Here is an 18498-nt window from a genome sequence, read left to right as displayed (position 1 = left end):
GCAGCGGGAAAGATCGGGCGCGGGTGCATCCGGGGCGGACTCAAGGAGCGGCGTATATCGACCCCAGGAATTGCGAGGGTGCTGCCAATCGGCGGGGACGCGGCGGACCTGCCTCATAGCACAGCCTCCTCAGCGTCGTGGGCTTCTTCGGCAATCTCGCGGTCGCAAGCCTCCCAGCCCTCACGTTTCTCGGTCAATGACTTGTTGGGGCGGCGTTTGCCGTCATAGCGCGCCCAGTATCCATCATCGAATGGGTGGCGCTCGCGCACGATCCAGTTCCGCGGCATGCTCGGTCTCCTTTCAAAATCGATCGTATCCGGGTGTCAAAACAGCGAGCCTTGTGCCGGCGGCGCAGTCGGCTCAGGTTTGAGCCGTCCGAGGTGTTCCACGGTCTCGCCTATGATCTGCTCGCGGTCGTCGTCGATCAGCAGCCAGCCGTCATCACCGCCGGCCGGATCGTAAACAACGAAGTCGCCGCCCCAGCGTTTGAAGAGGCGATCGGCCACCAGGCGCACGCCCGCGGGCACGTCGGTGGCGGCATCGAACTCGGCGCGAGTGGCAACCCTGTAGCCGGCCGCGGTGACTGTCTCTTCCCCCGTCATATCTTGCATGGCTCGGCCCCGAGCAAGTTCAGAAGCTCGTTCTGCAGTTTGCTGCGGCCGTAACTCATGCCGTGGTGGTGCCCCGCTTGATAGGCTTGCAGTGCCTCGGGCAAGTAAGCCAACGGAAATTCCGGCGAGAGATGCAGAAAGGCATCGCCGCAAGACCCGATCGCGAGCGCGCCATGTTCGTTGAGCCATGCTTCGAACCGCGTGTTGATCCGGCAGATTCCCTCGGCGTCGAACGCCGCGGGCCTTGCGCGGCCATCTTTGATCAGGCCTTCGGCTTTCTCCCGCCCAAAGTTTTGGTTCGAGTCCTGGCTGAAGGTGTGGCCTTCCACCTTGGCGCCGGCCTTGACGGTGACGAGCATGGGTAATTCTCCTTTCAAATCGGCCGTAGCCGAGGGGGTGATGGGAAATCAGTCGTAGTCGGGGCAGCCGCGCCTATGGCTTCGCGCGCGCTGCGACGTATGTCGCCTTGGCGAGCTCGCCGCGGATCGCGCGGCCGACGTCCGAATCCTCCATGGCGGTCAGCCACAAGCGTTCATCATCCTGGAGGACGGCCGCCCCGGCTTCCTCGAGGGTCTTGCCGGCCATGACGTGCGGCGCCATGCGAGCGATGAAGGCCTTCTCATCGTCGGTCAGTTGCCGGCCAGGCGGTGGCGAAGCCGGAGGCGTTGCGAACGCGCCGCCGAGCGCCTCGATGATGCCGGCGCGTGCGCCGTCGATTGGACCGGAGAAAGCAGCGCTCGAGGCGATCCGTGCGAGCTCGTCGCGACCGGCTGGTGTGATCTCGATCTCTCCGGGATCGACCCGGCGCGCCATGCCTCGATTGACGAGCACGCGCTCAGGGATGCAATCCCGGTCGGTTTGCCGGCCTTGGGCCAGGCGGGCGAGCAACATCCGCTCTTCCGAAGTGTATTCGAAACGGTCAGGCATGCTGTGTTCCTTTCAAAATCGATCGTAGCCGGGAGGGTTTGGAAATCGGTCGTAAGCGGGAGGGCGCAGCCGGGACTATCCCGGCGGCCCGTCGATCACGACCAACGCCGTGTTGACCATGGTGCCAGCAGCCTTGAAGGATCCCGCGGGCAGGGCGCGATACTCCACCGCGATCGGTTCGAGCTTCGCGCGCTGGCGCGGGCCGTCGGCACAGATGGCGACCAGGCGGCCGTTAGGCTTCAGAAACCGCCGCGCGTTCTCGATATGCTTGATATCGGCGCCGCGCTCGAAAGGCGGATTCATGATGATCCGATCAAACTTGTCCGTGACGCCGGCCATGTCGAGAAAGTCCGCATTGATGACGGTCATTTGCATGCCGGTGAAGCGGTCCGCCAATGCATGGCACAGCTTCGTGTTGATCTCGACCGCCACCACCTGCAGATCATTGGCGCAGTTGCGCGCAGCCTCGATCAGGGCGCCGGTTCCGGCGCTCGGCTCCAAGATGCGTTGCCCGGGCCGGATGTCCGCGGCCTCCGCAACGTCCGCGGCGAGTTCGTCCGACGTCGGGAAGAGTTGAGGCGCGACGACGACTTGCACGCCGCCGCCCTTCAACATCGCCCGCATGGCCTCGAAACTGTCCGCCGCGGTCGGCGCCGGCAAATCGGCCGTATCCGGGACCGGGGCGAGAACGCGCGGCCGCAGATCAGCCGGCACGGCCTCGGCCTCAAACGGCACGCCAGCCAGTCCGCAGAACTGCCGCCAGGCGGTCGCCTCGTCGTCGCACCAGTCGGTAACGTGCTGGCCGAGGCCAACACGGAATTGGCCGAGTCCGGTGATGATCTCCGCGCCGATGCGCTGCGCCTCCGCCTTGGCGTCGCCGAGGCGTCGCGGTTCTTCCGCGGGCGCATCCGGGGCCAGCGCCGGCGCGGCCTCGGGCTCGTCCTGGGCCGCGGCCTCGACCGGCGCGCCCACGATTTCGCCGACCGTGGCCAGCATGGCGTCAAGATCGACCGCGGGCGGCGCGACATACTCAGCCACAAATTCGGCCGGTTCGGTCGGCTCTGGTGCCGGCGCGATCTTGGGCGGATCGACGCGCTTTGCATCCGTGATGAAAACCTTTTGCGCCTTCCAGAACTCGCCGGGCGTCGGCATCTGGCGGACGCGGTGCGCGCCTTGGGTCTCGGTCGCCTTCACCGTGCCGATATAGGAGAAATCCGAGAACTGCCGGCGCGCCTTCCATTCGGCTTCAGTCATTTCGCGGAATCCCTCGCCGGGATAGTTGCAAATCGGCGGGAGCTTCGTGGCGGCCTTCGCCGCGGCGACGTTCTCGGCGGTCGGCGCGCGATAGTCGCGGACGCTTTCGACCTTCCAGTAAACGCCGCGCCCGCGCGATCCTGACGGGGCTGCGGTTTGAATGCTGGAAACCGAGCCGTTAGCGCCCTTGCTGACCTTCACAATCGTAAGCCAATCGTCGCTGCGGCGGGTTTGCACCTGACCACCAACGGCGAAGGCGAAACGGTCTGCAAGCGGGTTGGCAGTGGCCTCCGCGCCGATCTGCTCGGCCAACATCGCCCGTTCATAGGCCAGCCGGTTGTCATAGTGCGCAATCCAGCGCTCCCGCCGAGGCCCGCCGCGCTCCAGGCCAGGAATTGCGATAGCGGCGGCCTGGGCGGCGGTGATGACGTTCCCTTCAATCGCCGACCAAAGGCCCATCGGTCCCTCATACTGCGAGGCCGGCGGGTCGCGCGGATAGTCGGCCAGCGGAAACGACATCGACCAATAACCGCCGGTGTTGGCCACGGCCAAACCGGCCGCGCGCTGCTTCTCCGGGTCCGTGATGCCGGCGACGATCTGCCAGGCTTTCAGCTGCCTTTCGGTCTCGGCCTGCTGGCGCTCCAGCTTCCGCTTATCGGACTCAATGCCCTTGATGCGGCGATGACGCACCGCCGGCAGTTCCTTGTATTTCGCGTGGGCGATGGCGCCCTCGGCGCGGGCCGTCCAATATTTGGAAGTGTCCCACAGCTTGATTGCCTTGCGCATGCCGGAGTCCATCCGCTCCTTGTCCTTGCGTGCGCTCTTCTCGGAATGATGGCCGACCAAAATCGGCTGCCCCATCGCGAACCGCTCCGCGATCTGGTCCACGGCCTCGCGCGCGCGGTTAGCTTCCGACAGCCGCTTGTCGCTGTATTCGTCGAAACGGTCGGCGCGATCCTCGGCGCGCTCTACCAGGCTCTTGTCCTCGTCGCCGATCTCGCCGCACATCTCAATCAGCAGGTCTTCGCGTTCTGGCGTCCACATCGGCGCAACGAACAATTCTTGACGCGGCGCCCATTTGAAGCCGTGCGCCTTTACGCGCGCGTGCTCCTCGGCGTCGAGCCGGTGCGCCGGGTAAAGGCGCAGCTTGTTATCATCGGGCGAATAGGTGGCGGAATGCTGCATGTGTCTTCATCCTTTCAATTTGCGCACAATCGCGCGGGGGTTGTTCAATGAGTCAGATTGCCGGCGGTGTCAAGTGGCTATCGCTCGCACGCTCGCACCAGGGCGAGCGCCTTGCGGAGCTTCGCGGCGCGGCTCCGATCATCTCGCGCGGTTTGACGCGCGTCGTTTTCGCGGGCGTGCTCGGCGTCCGCTTCAGCCCAGCGGATTAGCTCCTCAATCTGGGTTGAGACCTCCGCCAGCTTTCCGTTTGTCGTCTCGCTCAAGTGCATGTGTGCTGCTCCTCAAAATCGGCCGTAGCTCGGGGGTGGAAAATCGATCGTAGCCGGGCCTATTGGGCCGTACCGACACGGGCGAGCGCCGCGGCGTGGTACTCGCTGCCCTCGGCGGCCTTTGCTTTTACGAATGCCTCGGCCTCGTCGTCGTGGCTCACGCCGTCACGCACAAAGATTGAGGACTCGGCGTCGGCCTGAATCTCAAGCCGGCCTGTGTCGCTGTTCTCGAAGAGGCCCCAGCCTTCCGAGCAGGCGCGGTCATCTTGACCGATGGGCTGCAGCGCGGGCGCAGCCGGGAGGCCGGCGGCGGCTCGGCGGTAGGCTTCGGAGGCGGCGTCAGCGTCGGAAACTGCTTCCGCAATCGTGCCGTCCTCGTCGTCGAACATGCCGCGCATCTGGCCAATCTGATGGGTGCATGCATCGAGCGCGCCGGCCAAGTCGCGGGCGATCTGGCGCCAGTCCTGGGCAGGCGCAACCGGGACTGTGCCGCCGATCATCTCCAGCTCTTCGACCCGGAAGAAGTCGCCGCGCGCCTCGCCGACGTGATGGAAATAGGCGTCTGCGGTCTCGTCGGCATCGGCCGGCCGTTCCTCGTCCATCCGCGCCGCCCAGTTCTCGGCGGCGATCTCGCGGCGCCAGGTCTGCGCGTCGTCCGTGTTGGCGTAGAGGCGCGTTTCGTCGCCGTAGCGGGTTTCGTAGATCGCGACCGCAAAGGGCGGAAGCGTCACGGACTGCTCTTCGATGATGCAAGGTCCGTCAACCGCATCTTCCCAGAGTTCTTTGATGTTCTCGGCGGTCGCCGCCGCGATCGCTGCCAGGCGCTCGGGTCTGCGGTTTTTGAGAATATCGCGGAGCGCTGCGCGCACGTAGTCCACGGCCTCGCCTTGGGTTGCGTGCACCGTGGTTTCGGTCCCGCAGTTGTCGCCTTCCGTGGTGCAAGTCCAAATCGTGATTGTGCTCATGATGGTGATCTCCTTGTGAAAATTAGCCGTATGCGAGGGGTGGAAAATCAGCCGTAGCCCGGAGGCTATCCCGGCATGTGATCGACGCCGGGCGCGCGAAGGCCAGGCGGATTGGCCCGGTTGAGTCTGTGCTGCATGTGTCGCTTTGCGCCCTCGGCGCTCTTCAGCGCCGCTTGCAGCGCTTCCAACGCTTTCGGGCTATCGGCGCCGCGCAACCAGCCGCGGGCCTTCTTCATCAGCGCTATTGCGTTGTTGAGTTGGATTGCATTGTCGCGTGTCGCGGGCTTAATCGTTCTCATGGGAGCGTCCTTTCGCTTTGCGCACTATTGCGCGGATGGTTGAGCGGCTGCGGCCAGGTCCGCGCGTCATCCACCGCGCAAAATCGGCCGTAGTCGGGAGGTGTCGCGCCGGCTGGGGAATCAGCCGGCGCCGGGGGTTACTCGGCGAGTTCTGCCAGCGTCACGCCATCGTGCGCGGCGTATTCGGCCATCAGTTCAAGCGCCCAATCTTCCGCCGCGCCGATCATTTCGCCATCGCCGCCGCCATGTTTCGAGTTGACGCGCGCGCAAGCGTCCGCCGCCCATCGCTCAAGACCGGGAATGTCGCCGTATAGGTCGCGCGCGCGATCCAAAACGGATTCCTCGGACAAGCAGGCGAGGCCGTAAATCCCGGCGATATGCTCGGCGTCGAAAAGCAGCGTCAATCCGTCATCGCGGGTTGAGCGCTGGCGAGCGTAGCGCCAGGCTACGCCGTAGCGCTGCAGCGCGTAGCGGATGCGCCATCGATACTTTGAGGCCTCGTTAACGAGCGCGGCGAGCGGCGAGCGGGGCAAGGTGAGATGCATAACGGTTCCTTTGTTCTGTGATGGGAAATCAGGCGGCGGCGGGGCGAAGCGGTTCAGCGGCGAGGCGCCGCCGATAGCTGCGCAACTCGCGCAGTGCACTGGCGACATAGGCGCGCGAGCGTTCGACGCTTATCATTAGGCACCATTTCGGAAACTCCCTGCAGCTGCCATCCGCATAAATCCGGATGACGGCCGCAGGAAAGTCATAGGCGCGGAAAGTCATTTCGGCGCCCTCAGCAATTGACACTGTGAAAGCCGGCCGCGCCCTTCAGTTTCTTGAAGCCAGGCGGGGAGCGATCGGCGCGGGCGATCCGCATTGAAACGCTCGCCGGCTTGCCGGTTGCCTCAATGCTCTTGCAGTAATCCGCGAATTCCCTTTCGGCGTCCGCGGCGCGCGCGATATCGACAACGAGGCGCGCCACGGGGCCGGCTTGCATGATGGACGTCAAGATGCAATCGCCCTGGACGGTTGCGGGGTGGCAATCGAGAATCAATTTCGGCATGTCGTTAGCTCCTTTGGTTTGCGCACAATTGCGCCGAGAAAATCGGCCGTAGCCGAGGGATTGGGGAAATCGGCCGTACCCGGGACTAGGCCGCGGCGGCTTGCTCGGCCGGCTTTTCCTCGGTTTGCGAGACGTCGAAAACCGGGACCAGGATAAACCGCACGGACTCCGCCACGGCCTCGGCCGCGGCGCCTTCCGCGCTCGGCGCCGCCGAGGTCTCGGCCGTCGCGCGCCGGCCGGACGGCGCGAAAATGTAGATTGCGGACTCGCCTTTGCGCACCACGCGACCGGCGGAAAGCCATTGATTGAAGCCGCCGAGCATGGTTGCGCCTTCGCATTGCATCGCCGCCAGCATGTGATTTTTCCCGGATATCGGCCGCGCGTCCGCGGTGAGGATCGGCGCGCGCTGCAGCCAAATCGCCTTCTGCTCTTCCGTCATGTTGGCAATCTGGCGCGCCAGCTGCGCGGCCTTCTCTTTGTTGGGATTCGGCTTCCGCATGGTCTGTTTTCCTTTCCGTTTGCGCACAATCGCGCGTGTTGCATTCCGTGAGGCCGAGGCGCGCCGCGGCCTAGTGCAGTTCCCAAGCGCGCAATTCGACGCTTGAACGCTTGCCGCGCTTGAATTCGTCGCAGCGGCGCGCGTATTCCTCGGCCTCGGCTGGAGTATCAAACCGCGGCGATAGCTCGCCCCAATTGTTGAATTCGCAGCGATCAATCAGGCGAAACTTTGCGCCATCGGGCAAGATATCGAATCCATAGGCTCGCATTGCTGGCGACTCCGACTAGCTGGCGCGGATCGCGCAGAAAGGCGCAACCGGGAGGGAAGGCCGAGGCGCGCCGAGCGATGACGAGGCCAGGAAGCGCGCGGCGCGGGAAGGCGCAACCGGGATAGGCGCGATCGATTTGGGCGCGGGCGCAACCGGGAGGGAATCGGCCGTATCCGGGAGGGAAGCCGACGCGGTTTCGACGCTGGCGGAATTGTCCGCGACAAGCCGCAACCGCGACGCCTCGGCCTCGGCTGCAGCTGCGCGGGCCTCGGCCTCTTGCTCGGCGCGCCGGCCGGCCTCGGCCTCGGCCTTTGCCGCGGCTTTCGCCTCGGCCTCGGCCGCGCGAATGATGGCGCGGCGCCGCGCTTCAATCTCCAGCCAGGCCATACCGCCGAGACGCGACCGATAGTCGGCAATCTGCGCGCCGAGCTCGGCCGCGTGATCCTCATTGGCGCCGGCCAAAATCTCGGCCTCGGCCGAGGCAATGAGGTAATGGCCGCGGTAGAAGTCGGCGCGCGTCAACTCGCCGGCCTCGGCGGTTTCCGGCAAGGCCGAGGCCTCGGCCGAAAGCGCGATATGATCGAAACGGCCGCGGCGGAATTCGGCCGTTCGCGCGTTGCATTCCTCGGCGGAATACTCGGCGCCGGCAACGTCACAGGCAACGGAAACGATGGCCGGAACCGCGACACAATCGGAACCAATGGCCGAGGCCTTGCCGAATTCCCGTGCGATCCGTGCCCGGTAGAAGGCAAAGGCAACACGCAAGCCGCGGCCGATATTGACCGGCTTGCCGGGAAGGGAAACTGCCGGCGCGCGTACCACGGCGCCGCAAGAGAACGTGACAACGATAATAGGCGATTTGCCTAGACGTTTGGTCGCGCTTGCCGGAATCACATAGTCCGCCCAATGATCGGCCGCGCCGTCCGGGATCTTGGCCGCGGCGGATCCGGCTTTCGGCGCCGGCAATGCGAGCCTAAGCAAATCGGCAACCGCGCGCCAGTTCGCGCAATCGGGATTCGCTGTTGCGTTGTCATACGCGACGATTGCGAGCGCGCGCCGTTCCGTTGCCTTTGCAGCCTTTGCCGCGATCAAATCAACCTGTTGCATGGTCCATTGTCCTTTCTGATTTGCGCACAATCGCGCCGAGAATTGAGGGAAGGCCGAGGCCAGGTCAGGCCGTTGCCTTGGCACGGCGCCGCGCGTCAATCGCGGCGCGTATCTCTTTCTTGAACCGCCGGGCATACCGGGCATTGAATGCGCGCAGTTCCGAAAAGGCGATATCGGCCGCGGCCTTCGCAAGCCGGTATCGCGGATCGAACTTAATTCGATCGGGCGTCAATCCCATCGGACCGCGCGCCGGAATCCCCATCTCGGCCGCAAGGCTTTCTGTCACGGCGCCGAGGCGCGCGCCGGCCGTTGTCATCCGGTTATCCAGCTCGGCCGCGGCGGCTTGGAATGCTGCAAAATCCATTTCCGTTACCCCATGCTTTCGTCAAAGCGCGCGGCCTCAAAGTCACGGCTTGCCTGTTCCGCCTCGGCGCCGGTCAACATGCGTTTGGAAGCGGGATAGTAGAACGCGCGCGTTCCTACCGGGATGAAACGGCCGTTGCGGTCATTGGTCGGATATTTGGTAATGATCCATCGCGGATCGCCGCCATATCGTGCCATTGTAGTCTGTCCTTTCAATTTGCGCACAATCGCGCGGGTTAGCCGGCCAGGTTCCTAGCTTCCCGGTTGAGCGCGGAAACCTCGCGACGAAACGCCGTGATTCCCTTCTCTCCGATATCGATCTTTCCGCCGGCCGGCGTCGGCAGATATCCGACATAACCGCGCGTGTTGAAATACAGCTGGCCGGTTCGCGCGCCGTTCAAGAGAACGTCATAGCGCGGTGTCGTTTCCAGCATTTGGCAACCGCGCCGGGTTTCCTGCAGTTCCAGTTTCCAAGGCATTGGCCGTTGTCCTTTTCAAGTTTGCGCACAATCGCGCGTTGGTCCGCTTTGGCGTTCCGTGCTGCGCAGACATGCTGCGCAGTGTCGCAACGTCAAATCAGGGGAAGGCCGGAAAGCCGGGAAAGCGTTTCCGCTATCGCGTGGGTTTCCGTGAGGATTCCGCAATCGGTAATCGCCAGCGCGCAACCGTCATGCTCGCGAGCGTAGACAGTCCAAAAAGCGGAATCGTCCGGCGCCTGATTCCCGTGCACGTAGCTTTCGCCAGCGGAATTGCTCACCATTTTGCATCCGCCAATTTCGAGCGAACGGAAGGCGGACCAATCCGGCGCCGTGTTGCCAGTGCAGCAATTGAAATAGACGGCGCCGTCTAGTGCAGTTTCCTGCACATGATCGTAAGCCGCGTCACAAGCCGCGCGGACCGTGAGGCCTCGGCCATAGGCCGCGCTCCAATCGAAACCGCGCAACCCGGAATGCTCCAGCGTCCAATTAAACTGGAGCGACATTTCCGCGCCGCATGCCGTCAACCATTGGTCAAACGTCCATCGCATTGGCGTATCCCTCAGAGGCACGAATTCAGAAACGAGCGCTTTCCGTTGCGCACCGCGGCGCGCCGAGTCCGCTTGTCCATCGGCCGGCGGTCGGAGTCATGCTTGCGATACTTCATAGCGGTTTCCTTTTCAGTTTGCGCACAATTGCGCGGTTTCGGCGGTTTGCCGGTTATGCCGTGACGTGCACGGCATAGGCTGCAAATCGCGTTAGTTGATACGCTCGCATGCGCCGGTTTTAGCATCCCAGCGTATCAGCATATCGTTTGCGCGGATCGAAAGGCCGCGGGACATGCGGACCGCGCGCGGCGCCGGCCGGCCGGTTGCGTGAAACCATTGGCCGAGGCAATAGGCAATGTGTGTTGCGCTACTCCAGAGGTGCGGATTTGTGGAATCCGGCGCGGCATATCCGGCCGAGGCGTACACGGTCAAATCATCAGGCTTTGCCATGTGCGTTATGCCTCAACCCGGGTTAGATCGCTGGCGTCGAAACGGTAGCGGTAACCGAGATAGCAACCGCGGATATTGCCGGCCGAGTCCAGCATATGCCGGGCCTCAACCGTAGCGGTACCGTCGCGGTGCGCGGTGCGAACGATGGCGGTAACGGTGACACCAGCGCTGCAAACATAGGTGACATGATCGCGCTTTTTGATTGTGGCGGTTGCCATTGTCGCGCGCTCCTCAGTTCGCGATTGCGAGCGCAAGCCGCGCGGTGCGAATATGGCCGAGGCGCACCGCGGAAATGGTTTCGTCCGCCGAGGCCAGGCATTCGGCATTGGACACAAGCCGCAATGCGAGTGTGAGGTTTCCAACCCGGATCGCCGCGGCCGCATGGTGCAAGAGGCTTTTCACGGTTGAGTTTGTCACTGTCTTACCTTTTCGATTTGCGCACGATTGCGCGGGTTGAGCCTTGCCGGGTTAGCGGCGCGGCGAACTGGAACGGCGCGCGCGGCGCCGGATCATGAGGCGCCGAGGCTTTGCCGGCGCATACAGGAAGGGAGCTAGGCCAGCCCAGCAAAGGGAATAGATCGCAGCAAAGAGGAAACCGGCCAAAGCCGGATTTGCGATGCAAGAGGAAATGAAAGCGTTCATTTCGCGGCCTTTAGATTTGCGCACAATCGCGCCTCACAAACCGCACATGCCTATAAAGCGCGGCGCGTGTCAATCCCCTAATTCGCTGTTCTGTGAAAAAAGATAGCCTTTAGCCCGGCCGGACTCACACTAGAGGGAATTGCGGCTCTATTCCTGCAGGATCGCGGCAATTCGGCCGAGGCGAAAGGCCTCTTGCATGGGTAGCGCTGGCGAAAGGCCGGCGGCGATGGCGCGACACTTCAGCGCCAGTTCAGCGCTACCGCCTTCCGCGCGCACCGCTGTAACGGTATTGGGCGAGATGAATAGCGCTGCAGCTGCGGCGCCATTGGATAGGCGTAGCTCTTCCTGCCAAGCCATGAATTCGGCCGCGCTGATTCGCATTGCGGCGCCGGCCGAGGCATAGGCGCGGCCTTTGCCGGCTTGCCTCGGCGCCGTCTTATCCGCCTTTGCTGCAGTCATTGGGTTTCCCTATTCCGTGAGTTTCAACAGTCCGTAAGCAATAGCTATCACAGAAGAGGGAGAGGCCGAGGCCGCGCGGCGCCGTCATGCACCGCCGAGTAGCGGAACCGGGTTTGACAGTCCGACTCCAGTTATGATTCAGAACAGGCATTCGGCGCAGTGTCACTGCAGCCAACCCGCCGCGGGAAGCCTCGGCGGGTTTTGCATTTCTGGCCTCGGCCTCGGCGGATCGATGCAAGGCCGCGACGTCAACCGCGCAACGCCACTAGCGCCAGCTATTCGAGACAGAAGCGCGGAAGGCTACCGCGCGCGCGGCGCGGCGCCAGCGGCGCCAGCATGTAGCCTGCAGGGTTGACACTAATCGGCCAGGCTACGCGCCTCGGCCTATCGCACGCCAGCGCTAACGACACGCCAACCCGCCGCAAGCCGGCCGGCCATGCTCGGCCAAGGGGTATGGGGTCGGAAAGTCTGGGAACCGGCGGGGGCACGGACCGCACGGGGGCTCATTCGCGCAATTTTTTTTGGCTGGCCGGAAAATTTGTCCGGAACGCCAAGAACGGCAAAGAAATTGGAGTTTCGGCATGGCCCGAGGTCGGCCGGCGTTCAAACCGACGAAAGCGCAGCGCACGAAGGTCGAAGAGTGGATCGCGTGCGGAATGTCCCAGGACGAATGCGCTCGGGTGCTCGGGATCTCGACGCCGACGTTGGCAAAGTCCTTCCCTGACGAGATCGCGACCGGCGTGGCCAAGAAGCGGGCCGAGGTGGTCGGGCTCCTGTTCAAGCAGGCGAAGAAGGGCAACGCCACCTGCATCAAGAAGCTCGAGGAGATGACTCGGGTGTCGGCGGCCGCGCAGGCGATCGCGGATCTGGGCAGGGCGGGCGGCGAAGTGCCGGCTGCACCACCTGCGCCGGAGAAGGTCGGCAAGAAGGCCGAGCGCAAGGCCGCGGCAGAACGAGTTGCGGCGTCGGGAGCGTTTCAGCCGCCTGAGCCGCCAAAGATCGGCCTGGTGATCGACAACACCGCGGTCAATGAGTAGCCGGCGTGTACGGGCGGCAGTCGTATCACGAGCGCCCCGGTCGGCGCGTCGTCGCCATGCGGATCATGCGTCGCCTGCCGTTCTGCACGCTCGATAGAGCGGTCGCCATCCTGTCCCGGTGCGGCCAGCGGCGCGCTGAGCCTCTCGTCACCGGCCTGCACAAAGAGCTTCGGCGGCGCCACAGGTCGTCGCGATCGCAATGACGCTGGCTTGGTCCACAGCGTGCATCGATTGGGAACGGAGGATTGTCGCAGGCGAGAGCCTGGTGCCGTTCGAGCCGCTGTTCCCGGACGAAGCGGACGCCGCGCTCGAGGTGTTCAAGTCGCTCCGGATCTACGATCTGCCGCGGCAGCCGACCTTCGGCGAGGCCTGCGAGCCATGGGTGTTCGATTTCGTCCGGGCGATCTTCGGCGCCTATGATCACGGGCAGGCGAAGCGGTTGATCCGCGAGTTCTTGCTGCTGATCAGCAAGAAGAACACCAAGTCGACGATCGCAGCCGGCATCATGGTTACCGCGCTGGTGCGGAACTGGCGGCACGGCGCCGAACTGCTCATCCTGGCGCCGACGATCGAGATCGCCAACAACTCGTTTGTGCCGGCGGCGGCCATGGTCAGGCTGCACCCCAAGCTGAAGGATCTGCTGCACGTCCAGGACAACTATCGGCAGATCACACATCTGACGACAGACGCGGTCCTGAAGGTCGTCGCCGCCGACACCGACGTTGTCGGCGGCAAGAAGGCGGCCTTCGTGCTCGTCGACGAGCTCTGGATCTTCGGCAAGCGCGCTCACGCCGCTTCGATGTTCCAGGAAGCGCTCGGCGGCCTGGTCTCGAGGCCCGAGGGGTTCGTCATCTTCCTGACGACCCAGTCGGATGCTCCGCCGACCGGCGTGTTCAAGGAGAAGCTGGATTACTTCCGCGACGTCCGCGACGGAAAGATCGTGGATCCGACCAGCCTCGGCGTGCTGTACGAATTCCCGGCTGCCATCCTCGCCGCGAAAGGCTATCTCGATCCGAAGAACTGGCGGATCACCAACCCGAACCTCGACAAGTCAGTCAGCACGGAATGGCTGCTCGGCGAACTAATCAAGGCCCAGCGCGGCAGCGAGGACGCGCTCCGGACCTTCCTGGCCAAGCATCTCAACGTCGAGATCGGCATGAACCTCCGGGCGAACCGCTGGGCAGGTGCCGCGCACTGGCAGAAGCGTGACGACGACCGGATCACTCTGCGGTACCTGTTCAAGGTTTGCGACGTCATCGTCCCTGGTATCGATGGCGGCGGTCTCGACGACTTGTTCGGCCTCAGCCTCCTGGGGCGGCACCGCGAAACCCGCGACTGGTTGCTCTGGGTTCATGCCTGGTGCCACCGCGGCGTGCTCGAACTCAGGCAGTCGATCGCACCGCGCCTGCTTCAGTTTGAGAAGGAGGGCGATCTCACCATCGTCGATGACTCGTTGCAGGACATCTCGAAGATCGTCCGCATCATCAAGTTGGTGAAGGACCGGCGCCTTCTCGGCGGTGTCGCGGTCGACCCGGCTGGTCTCGGCGAATTCGTCGATGCCTTGGCGGACAAGGACGTCGATATCACGGTCGACAACAAGCTGCTCATCGGCGCCCCCCAGGGCTTCGGCATGATGAACAGCATCAAGACCTGCGAACGCATGCTGGTTTCCGGGAAGCTTCGGCACGCTCCGAGCCCGATGATGGATTGGTGCGTCAGCAACCTGAAGATCGAGCCGACGGCAACGGCGATCCGCGCGACGAAGCAGACCGCCGGCGACTCCAAGATCGATCCCGCGATCGCAATGTTCAACTCCGCCTATCTGATGGCGACCAACCCGAAGGCTCATGGCCGCGCAAAGCCGAGGGCAACGGTCCTTTGAGGGGTCTGAATGGGATTTCTCGATTTCTTCAGATCTGGCGGCGGCGTTCCAGTCGAGCAGCGGCGCGAGCCGCGGATCAATGCATCCGTCGAGGTGTCGGAGATGCTCGACCTCGACGACCCTCGGGTGTCGGAATGGCTGCGCGGCCGCGGCTATGAAAGCGAGGCCGGCGCGCCGGTCACGCCGCATAGCGCGCTGAAGGTTGCCACCGCATATCGGTGTTCGGCCATCATCTGCGGCGCTATGGCGACGCTGCCAATGGACATCAAGCGGCGTGTCGGGAAGAACCGGGTCGACGCCGAGGACGCCGTGATTTGGAACGTCCTGAAGACGAAGCCGAACCCTTGGCAGACGCCGAGCGAGTTCAAGCGCCTCATGCAGATGATGGTGTTGATGCGCGGTAACGGCTACGCGCTGATCGTTCGTGGTGCCATCGGCAAGATCAAGTGGCTGATCCCGCTGACCGGCGCCATGCAAGTGAGGCAGAATTCCGACTTCACGCTGACATACACCTATACGCGCCCCGACGGTGGTCAGGTCACCATCGCCCAGGAAGACATGCTGCATCTCCGTGGCATGTCGCTCGACGGCATCAACGGCTTGTCGGTACTCGGTTTCGCCCGTGAGACGCTCGGCATCTCGATCCAGTCCGAGAAACGCTTGGCTAAGATGTACAAGAACGGCACCTCGGTTGGGACGGTGCTGTCAACCGAGGGTGAGATGGACGATCCGGAAAAGGATCGCCTGAAGGCCAACCTCGACGAGTACCGCGGAGCAGAGAACGCGCACAAAACCCTCATCCTCGAGGGCGGGTTGAAATGGGAGAAGGTCGACCTCAGCAACGAGGATATGCAGTTCATCGAGAACCGGGAGATCACGGCGACTGAGATCTGCATGTTCTTCGGCGTGCCGCCGTTCATGGTCGGTCTGACGACAAAGCAAACGTCGTGGGGCTCCGGCATCGAGTCGATGGGCATCGGGTTCGTCGCCTACACGCTCCAGGACTGGTTCACGATGTGGCAAGACGCGATCAAGCGCGACCTGCAGCCGGCCGACGATCCGAATCTCTACGTCCGGATCAATCCAGCGGGCCTGATGCGGGCTGACATCAAGACGCGGATGCTGTCGTACGCCGTCGGCCGTCAATGGGGCTGGTGGTCGGCGAACGACGTCCGCGAGATGGAAGACGAGAATCCGATCGAAGGCGGCGATACCTACCTGCAGGCCGTGAACATGCAGGATGCGAACAAAGCGACCAACGACTTGGCCGCGCACGATCCGAACGCTCCGACATCAAAGTAATCGAGAGGGCACATGGCTGATCTCAATCGCGCCGGCCGCGCCTACGCGCGCGAACTCATCGCCGGCGACAACATCGATCGGGACTCGGCGTGGTCATTCACTGCCGACGACGGCAATGCGTTGCTCGGTGATGCCGGCACGGATTGGGCGACCTATGGCAAGAACCATCTCGGCGTCGACACGACCGAGAGCTTCGACACCAAGGACCACTGGAAGTATCCCTTCGCGAAGGGTGGCAAGATCTACAAAAGCGCGCTGGTGTCGATCCGGTCACGTTCGAGCGCGCAGAAGGACAAGGCCATCTATGACGCTGCCGGCGCGCTGCTCGATGAGATCAACGGCGACAGCGACTCGAGCCAGGCCGACGCCGGAAAGGGCCCGAGCGCCGGCGCGATCACGGTCGCGAACCGCCCGCCTCGGATTGAGGTGCAGCCGCGGTCCGATCTCGCGAGTTCGGCGCCGGCGAGCCCGGACTGCTTCTCGCGCTGGAATCCCGGCATTCGCGCCGCGGCCGCTGACGAGAAGAACGTCATCGAGATCTTCGACGTCATCGGTTACGACTTTTGGACCGGTGGCGGCATCACCGATAAGTGGATCTCGGACCAGCTGAAAAGCTTCGGCGGCCAACCGGTCGAGGTGCAGATCAATTCGCCCGGCGGCGATATGTTCGAAGGCATCTCGATCTACAATCTGTTCAACCAGTATCCGGGCAAAGTGACCGTGAAGGTCATGGCGCTGGCCGCGAGCGCCGCATCGGTGATCGCCATGGCCGGCGACGAGATCCAGATCGGGCAGGGCGCCTTCATCATGATCCACAACTGCTGGGTCATGGCGATCGGCAACCGCAACGACATGCGCGACGTCGCTGACTATCTCGAGCCTTTCGATCAGGCGCTGTGCGACATCTACGTCGCCCGCACCGACATGAAGACCGCCCACGTCCAGAACTACATGGACGACGAGACGTTCATCGGCGCGAAGCAGGCGATCGACGAGGGGTTCGCCGATACGATCCTGTCGCAGGACAAGATCAAGGAAGACAAGGCCGCGGCGGCGAGCTCGAAGTCGAAGATTGCGGCTCTCCACATCGAGGCTGCGTTGGTCCGCCGTGGCCATGTCCCGGCGGCGCAGGCCCGCAACATGATCGTGAGCGCGGCGAGCCAGGAAGGCACGCCGGCGGTGCGCGAAATCGAGAAGATCCTGACGAAGAACGATGCCGGACATGAAGGCATGTCCCGCGGCACGTTCCGTTCGCTCATCCGAGATTTGAAGAGCGGCTCGCCTGCGGCGACCGCTGGTCAAACCGACGTCAAGCCTGGCGCTGACGTCACCACCACCACGCCTGGCGCTGGTGACGCTGACCTGATCGCGGCCCTCGCTGGCCTGAATCAGTCCCTGAAGTCCTGAAACCCCTCAAAATCTGAAGGAATTGGCTATGCGCCACGTTAATCCGCGCGCGCTGCAGTCGGCTGCGCCTCGTGCCCTCATGCTCGGCGGTATCCGTGCTGACGGTGCGAACGTTGCTGAGCTCGTGCAGCAGCTCACCACCAATCTGGACCAGTTCAAGGCTGCCCAGAAGACCAGCTACGAACAGCTCCAGGCGACCTTCGCCACCTTCAAGACGGAGAACGATGCCGCCCTGAAGAACAAGGCGGACGCCGTAACCGACGAGAAGGTCAACAAGATCAACGCCTCGGTCGATGAGCTTGTCCAGGCGAACAAGGATGCCGACGCCCTCATCAAGAAGGTGCTGGCGGACATCGAGAAGCTCAACGAGAAGCAGGCTTCCCTGACCGCTCTCGGCGGTGGTGGCGCCAAGGCCTCCAAGGATCCGCGCGTCTCGAACCCGAACCTGCCGGAGTACGCTAAGGCGTTCGCCACGTACTTCCGCCGTGGTGAGAACGCCCTCCAGGGTGGCGCTTCGGCGCTTCGCGACCTCGAGGTCAAGGCCGCGATGTCGATCGGCTCCGATCCGGATGGTGGCTACACCGTTCTGCCGGAGATCGAGCAGACGATCGACGAGGTTGTGCAGCAGATCTCGCCGATGCGCGATCTTGCCACGGTCCGCACGATTGGCACCTCGGAGTACCGCAAGCTGGTCAACCAGCACGGTACGGCGTCGGGCTGGGTCGGCGAAGTCGATTCCCGTCCGCAGACCGCGGGCTCGAATTTGAGCGAACTGAAGTTCCCGGTCATGGAAATGTACGCCATGCCGGCAGCTTCCCAGAGCCTTCTCGACGATGCCTTCGTCGACATCGGCGCCTGGATCGCCGGCGAGGTGCAACTGGAGTTCGCTCGTCAGGAGGGCAACGCCTTCGTGGTCGGCGACGGCCAGAACAAGCCGAACGGTATCATTGGCGGTTATCAGACTGTTGCGAATGCCGCCTATGCCTGGGGCAAGATCGGCTTTGTGACCACCGGTGCAGCCGGCGCCTTCGCGGCCACCAACCCGGCGGACTGCCTGGTCGACCTCCTGCATTCGGTGAAGAGCCCGTACCGCATCAATTCGACGTTCATCGCGAACCGCGGCACGCTCGGTGCGATCCGGAAGCTGAAGGATGGCCAGGGCAACTATCTTCTCAACATGGTCCTCCGCCAGGAGGGCTTCATTGAGGAGATTCTCGGACGGCCGGCGGTCGAGATGCCGGACATGCCGGACATGGGTGCCAACTCGCTCTCGGTCGCCTATGGCGACTTCAAGCGCGGCTATCTGATCATCGATCGGATCGGCATCCGCGTCCTGCGCGACCCGTACACCGCCAAGCCCTACGTGCTGTTCTACACGACTAAGCGCGTCGGCGGTGGTGTCCAGAACTTCGAGGCGATCAAGCTCCTGAAGTTCGCGTAAGCGCGCTTCGAGCATCGTTCATTAGCGCGGCTCGGCGCTCGCCGGGCCGCGGCACTGCT

General features: G+C 63.6%; 27 protein-coding genes. 5 read left to right on the top strand and 22 right to left on the bottom strand.

Going from position 1 to position 18498, the window contains the following annotated elements:
- Window positions 1-113: 113 nt before the first annotated feature.
- The 22 genes from AKN83_RS39330 to AKN83_RS00565 form a co-directional block, all read right to left on the bottom strand.
- Window positions 114-287, bottom strand: a complete 174-nt coding sequence (locus AKN83_RS39330; protein WP_157113140.1) for a hypothetical protein — start codon at window positions 285-287, stop codon at window positions 114-116.
- Window positions 288-323: 36 nt separating this feature from the next.
- A complete protein-coding gene (locus AKN83_RS00650; RefSeq protein WP_157113139.1) occupies window positions 324-611 on the bottom strand; it encodes a hypothetical protein in 288 nt (95 codons plus the stop codon).
- The gene (locus AKN83_RS00645; protein WP_050400398.1) at window positions 599-970 is read right to left on the bottom strand and encodes a hypothetical protein; all 372 of its coding nucleotides are present in this window, start codon (window positions 968-970) and stop codon (window positions 599-601) included. Before AKN83_RS00645 ends, AKN83_RS00650 begins: the two co-directional genes overlap by 13 nt.
- Before the next feature lie 73 nt (window positions 971-1043).
- Entirely contained in the window at window positions 1044-1538 is a 495-nt protein-coding gene (locus AKN83_RS00640) for a hypothetical protein (protein ID WP_050400397.1), read from the bottom strand.
- Window positions 1539-1613: 75 nt separating this feature from the next.
- Window positions 1614-3977, bottom strand: coding sequence for a DUF3560 domain-containing protein (locus tag AKN83_RS00635; RefSeq protein WP_050400396.1), 2364 nt, complete (start codon window positions 3975-3977; stop codon window positions 1614-1616).
- Window positions 3978-4054: 77 nt separating this feature from the next.
- Window positions 4055-4246 carry a hypothetical protein gene (locus AKN83_RS39325; protein WP_157113138.1) on the bottom strand — a complete coding sequence of 64 codons (192 nt, stop codon included), beginning with the start codon at window positions 4244-4246 and terminating at the stop codon, window positions 4055-4057.
- Window positions 4247-4305: 59 nt separating this feature from the next.
- Window positions 4306-5211 (bottom strand): hypothetical protein, encoded by a 906-nt coding sequence (locus AKN83_RS00630; protein ID WP_050400395.1) that lies wholly within the window; start codon window positions 5209-5211, stop codon window positions 4306-4308.
- Between the two features lie 65 nt (window positions 5212-5276).
- The gene (locus tag AKN83_RS39320; RefSeq protein ID WP_157113137.1) at window positions 5277-5510 is read right to left on the bottom strand and encodes a hypothetical protein; all 234 of its coding nucleotides are present in this window, start codon (window positions 5508-5510) and stop codon (window positions 5277-5279) included.
- Between the two features lie 137 nt (window positions 5511-5647).
- The gene (locus AKN83_RS00625; RefSeq protein ID WP_050400394.1) at window positions 5648-6055 is read right to left on the bottom strand and encodes a hypothetical protein; all 408 of its coding nucleotides are present in this window, start codon (window positions 6053-6055) and stop codon (window positions 5648-5650) included.
- A gap of 28 nt (window positions 6056-6083) precedes the next feature.
- Window positions 6084-6278 (bottom strand): hypothetical protein, encoded by a 195-nt coding sequence (locus tag AKN83_RS00620; RefSeq protein WP_063695128.1) that lies wholly within the window; start codon window positions 6276-6278, stop codon window positions 6084-6086.
- A 10-nt stretch (window positions 6279-6288) separates the two neighbouring features.
- Window positions 6289-6558, bottom strand: coding sequence for a hypothetical protein (locus AKN83_RS00615; RefSeq protein ID WP_050400393.1), 270 nt, complete (start codon window positions 6556-6558; stop codon window positions 6289-6291).
- A gap of 85 nt (window positions 6559-6643) precedes the next feature.
- Window positions 6644-7057, bottom strand: a complete 414-nt coding sequence (locus tag AKN83_RS00610; RefSeq protein WP_050400392.1) for an ArdC-like ssDNA-binding domain-containing protein — start codon at window positions 7055-7057, stop codon at window positions 6644-6646.
- Between the two features lie 70 nt (window positions 7058-7127).
- Complete coding sequence (locus tag AKN83_RS00605; RefSeq protein WP_157113136.1) at window positions 7128-7301, bottom strand: hypothetical protein; 174 nt, start codon at window positions 7299-7301, stop codon at window positions 7128-7130.
- Window positions 7302-7340: 39 nt separating this feature from the next.
- Window positions 7341-8219: a hypothetical protein gene (locus tag AKN83_RS40835; RefSeq protein ID WP_157113135.1), complete on the bottom strand. Its 879-nt coding sequence runs from the start codon at window positions 8217-8219 to the stop codon at window positions 7341-7343.
- A 277-nt stretch (window positions 8220-8496) separates the two neighbouring features.
- Window positions 8497-8796, bottom strand: a complete 300-nt coding sequence (locus AKN83_RS00595; protein ID WP_050400389.1) for a hypothetical protein — start codon at window positions 8794-8796, stop codon at window positions 8497-8499.
- A gap of 5 nt (window positions 8797-8801) precedes the next feature.
- Window positions 8802-8993, bottom strand: a complete 192-nt coding sequence (locus AKN83_RS00590; RefSeq protein WP_050400388.1) for a hypothetical protein — start codon at window positions 8991-8993, stop codon at window positions 8802-8804.
- A 38-nt stretch (window positions 8994-9031) separates the two neighbouring features.
- Entirely contained in the window at window positions 9032-9274 is a 243-nt protein-coding gene (locus tag AKN83_RS00585; RefSeq protein WP_157113134.1) for a hypothetical protein, read from the bottom strand.
- Window positions 9275-9366: 92 nt separating this feature from the next.
- Window positions 9367-9822 carry a hypothetical protein gene (locus AKN83_RS00580; RefSeq protein WP_050400386.1) on the bottom strand — a complete coding sequence of 152 codons (456 nt, stop codon included), beginning with the start codon at window positions 9820-9822 and terminating at the stop codon, window positions 9367-9369.
- Window positions 9823-10029: 207 nt separating this feature from the next.
- Window positions 10030-10269: a hypothetical protein gene (locus AKN83_RS00575; protein ID WP_050400385.1), complete on the bottom strand. Its 240-nt coding sequence runs from the start codon at window positions 10267-10269 to the stop codon at window positions 10030-10032.
- A 5-nt stretch (window positions 10270-10274) separates the two neighbouring features.
- Window positions 10275-10487: a hypothetical protein gene (locus AKN83_RS00570; RefSeq protein ID WP_050400384.1), complete on the bottom strand. Its 213-nt coding sequence runs from the start codon at window positions 10485-10487 to the stop codon at window positions 10275-10277.
- Window positions 10488-10500: 13 nt separating this feature from the next.
- The gene (locus tag AKN83_RS39315) at window positions 10501-10659 is read right to left on the bottom strand and encodes a hypothetical protein (protein ID WP_157113133.1); all 159 of its coding nucleotides are present in this window, start codon (window positions 10657-10659) and stop codon (window positions 10501-10503) included.
- Between the two features lie 399 nt (window positions 10660-11058).
- A complete protein-coding gene (locus tag AKN83_RS00565) occupies window positions 11059-11370 on the bottom strand; it encodes a hypothetical protein (protein WP_050400383.1) in 312 nt (103 codons plus the stop codon).
- Between the two features lie 656 nt (window positions 11371-12026).
- On the opposite strand from AKN83_RS00565, the gene AKN83_RS00560 reads away from it, so the two are divergent.
- The 5 genes from AKN83_RS00560 to AKN83_RS00540 all read left to right on the top strand — a co-directional run bounded on the left by AKN83_RS00560 (window position 12027) and on the right by AKN83_RS00540 (window position 18439).
- On the top strand, window positions 12027-12407 hold the full coding sequence (locus AKN83_RS00560; RefSeq protein WP_157113132.1) for a hypothetical protein: 381 nt from the start codon (window positions 12027-12029) through the stop codon (window positions 12405-12407).
- A gap of 199 nt (window positions 12408-12606) precedes the next feature.
- Window positions 12607-14289 (top strand): terminase large subunit, encoded by a 1683-nt coding sequence (locus tag AKN83_RS00555; RefSeq protein WP_050400381.1) that lies wholly within the window; start codon window positions 12607-12609, stop codon window positions 14287-14289.
- A 9-nt stretch (window positions 14290-14298) separates the two neighbouring features.
- Window positions 14299-15591 (top strand): phage portal protein, encoded by a 1293-nt coding sequence (locus AKN83_RS00550; protein WP_050400380.1) that lies wholly within the window; start codon window positions 14299-14301, stop codon window positions 15589-15591.
- 12 nt (window positions 15592-15603) lie between these two features.
- Window positions 15604-16998: a head maturation protease, ClpP-related gene (locus tag AKN83_RS00545; RefSeq protein WP_050400379.1), complete on the top strand. Its 1395-nt coding sequence runs from the start codon at window positions 15604-15606 to the stop codon at window positions 16996-16998.
- Window positions 16999-17026: 28 nt separating this feature from the next.
- Complete coding sequence (locus AKN83_RS00540) at window positions 17027-18439, top strand: phage major capsid protein (protein WP_157113131.1); 1413 nt, start codon at window positions 17027-17029, stop codon at window positions 18437-18439.
- Window positions 18440-18498: the final 59 nt, after the last annotated feature.

The organism is Bradyrhizobium embrapense, assembly GCF_001189235.2.
Taxonomy (GTDB): domain Bacteria; phylum Pseudomonadota; class Alphaproteobacteria; order Rhizobiales; family Xanthobacteraceae; genus Bradyrhizobium; species Bradyrhizobium embrapense.
The sequence above is the reverse complement of the archived record's forward strand: the minus strand, read 5'-3'. Positions and strand labels throughout refer to the sequence as shown.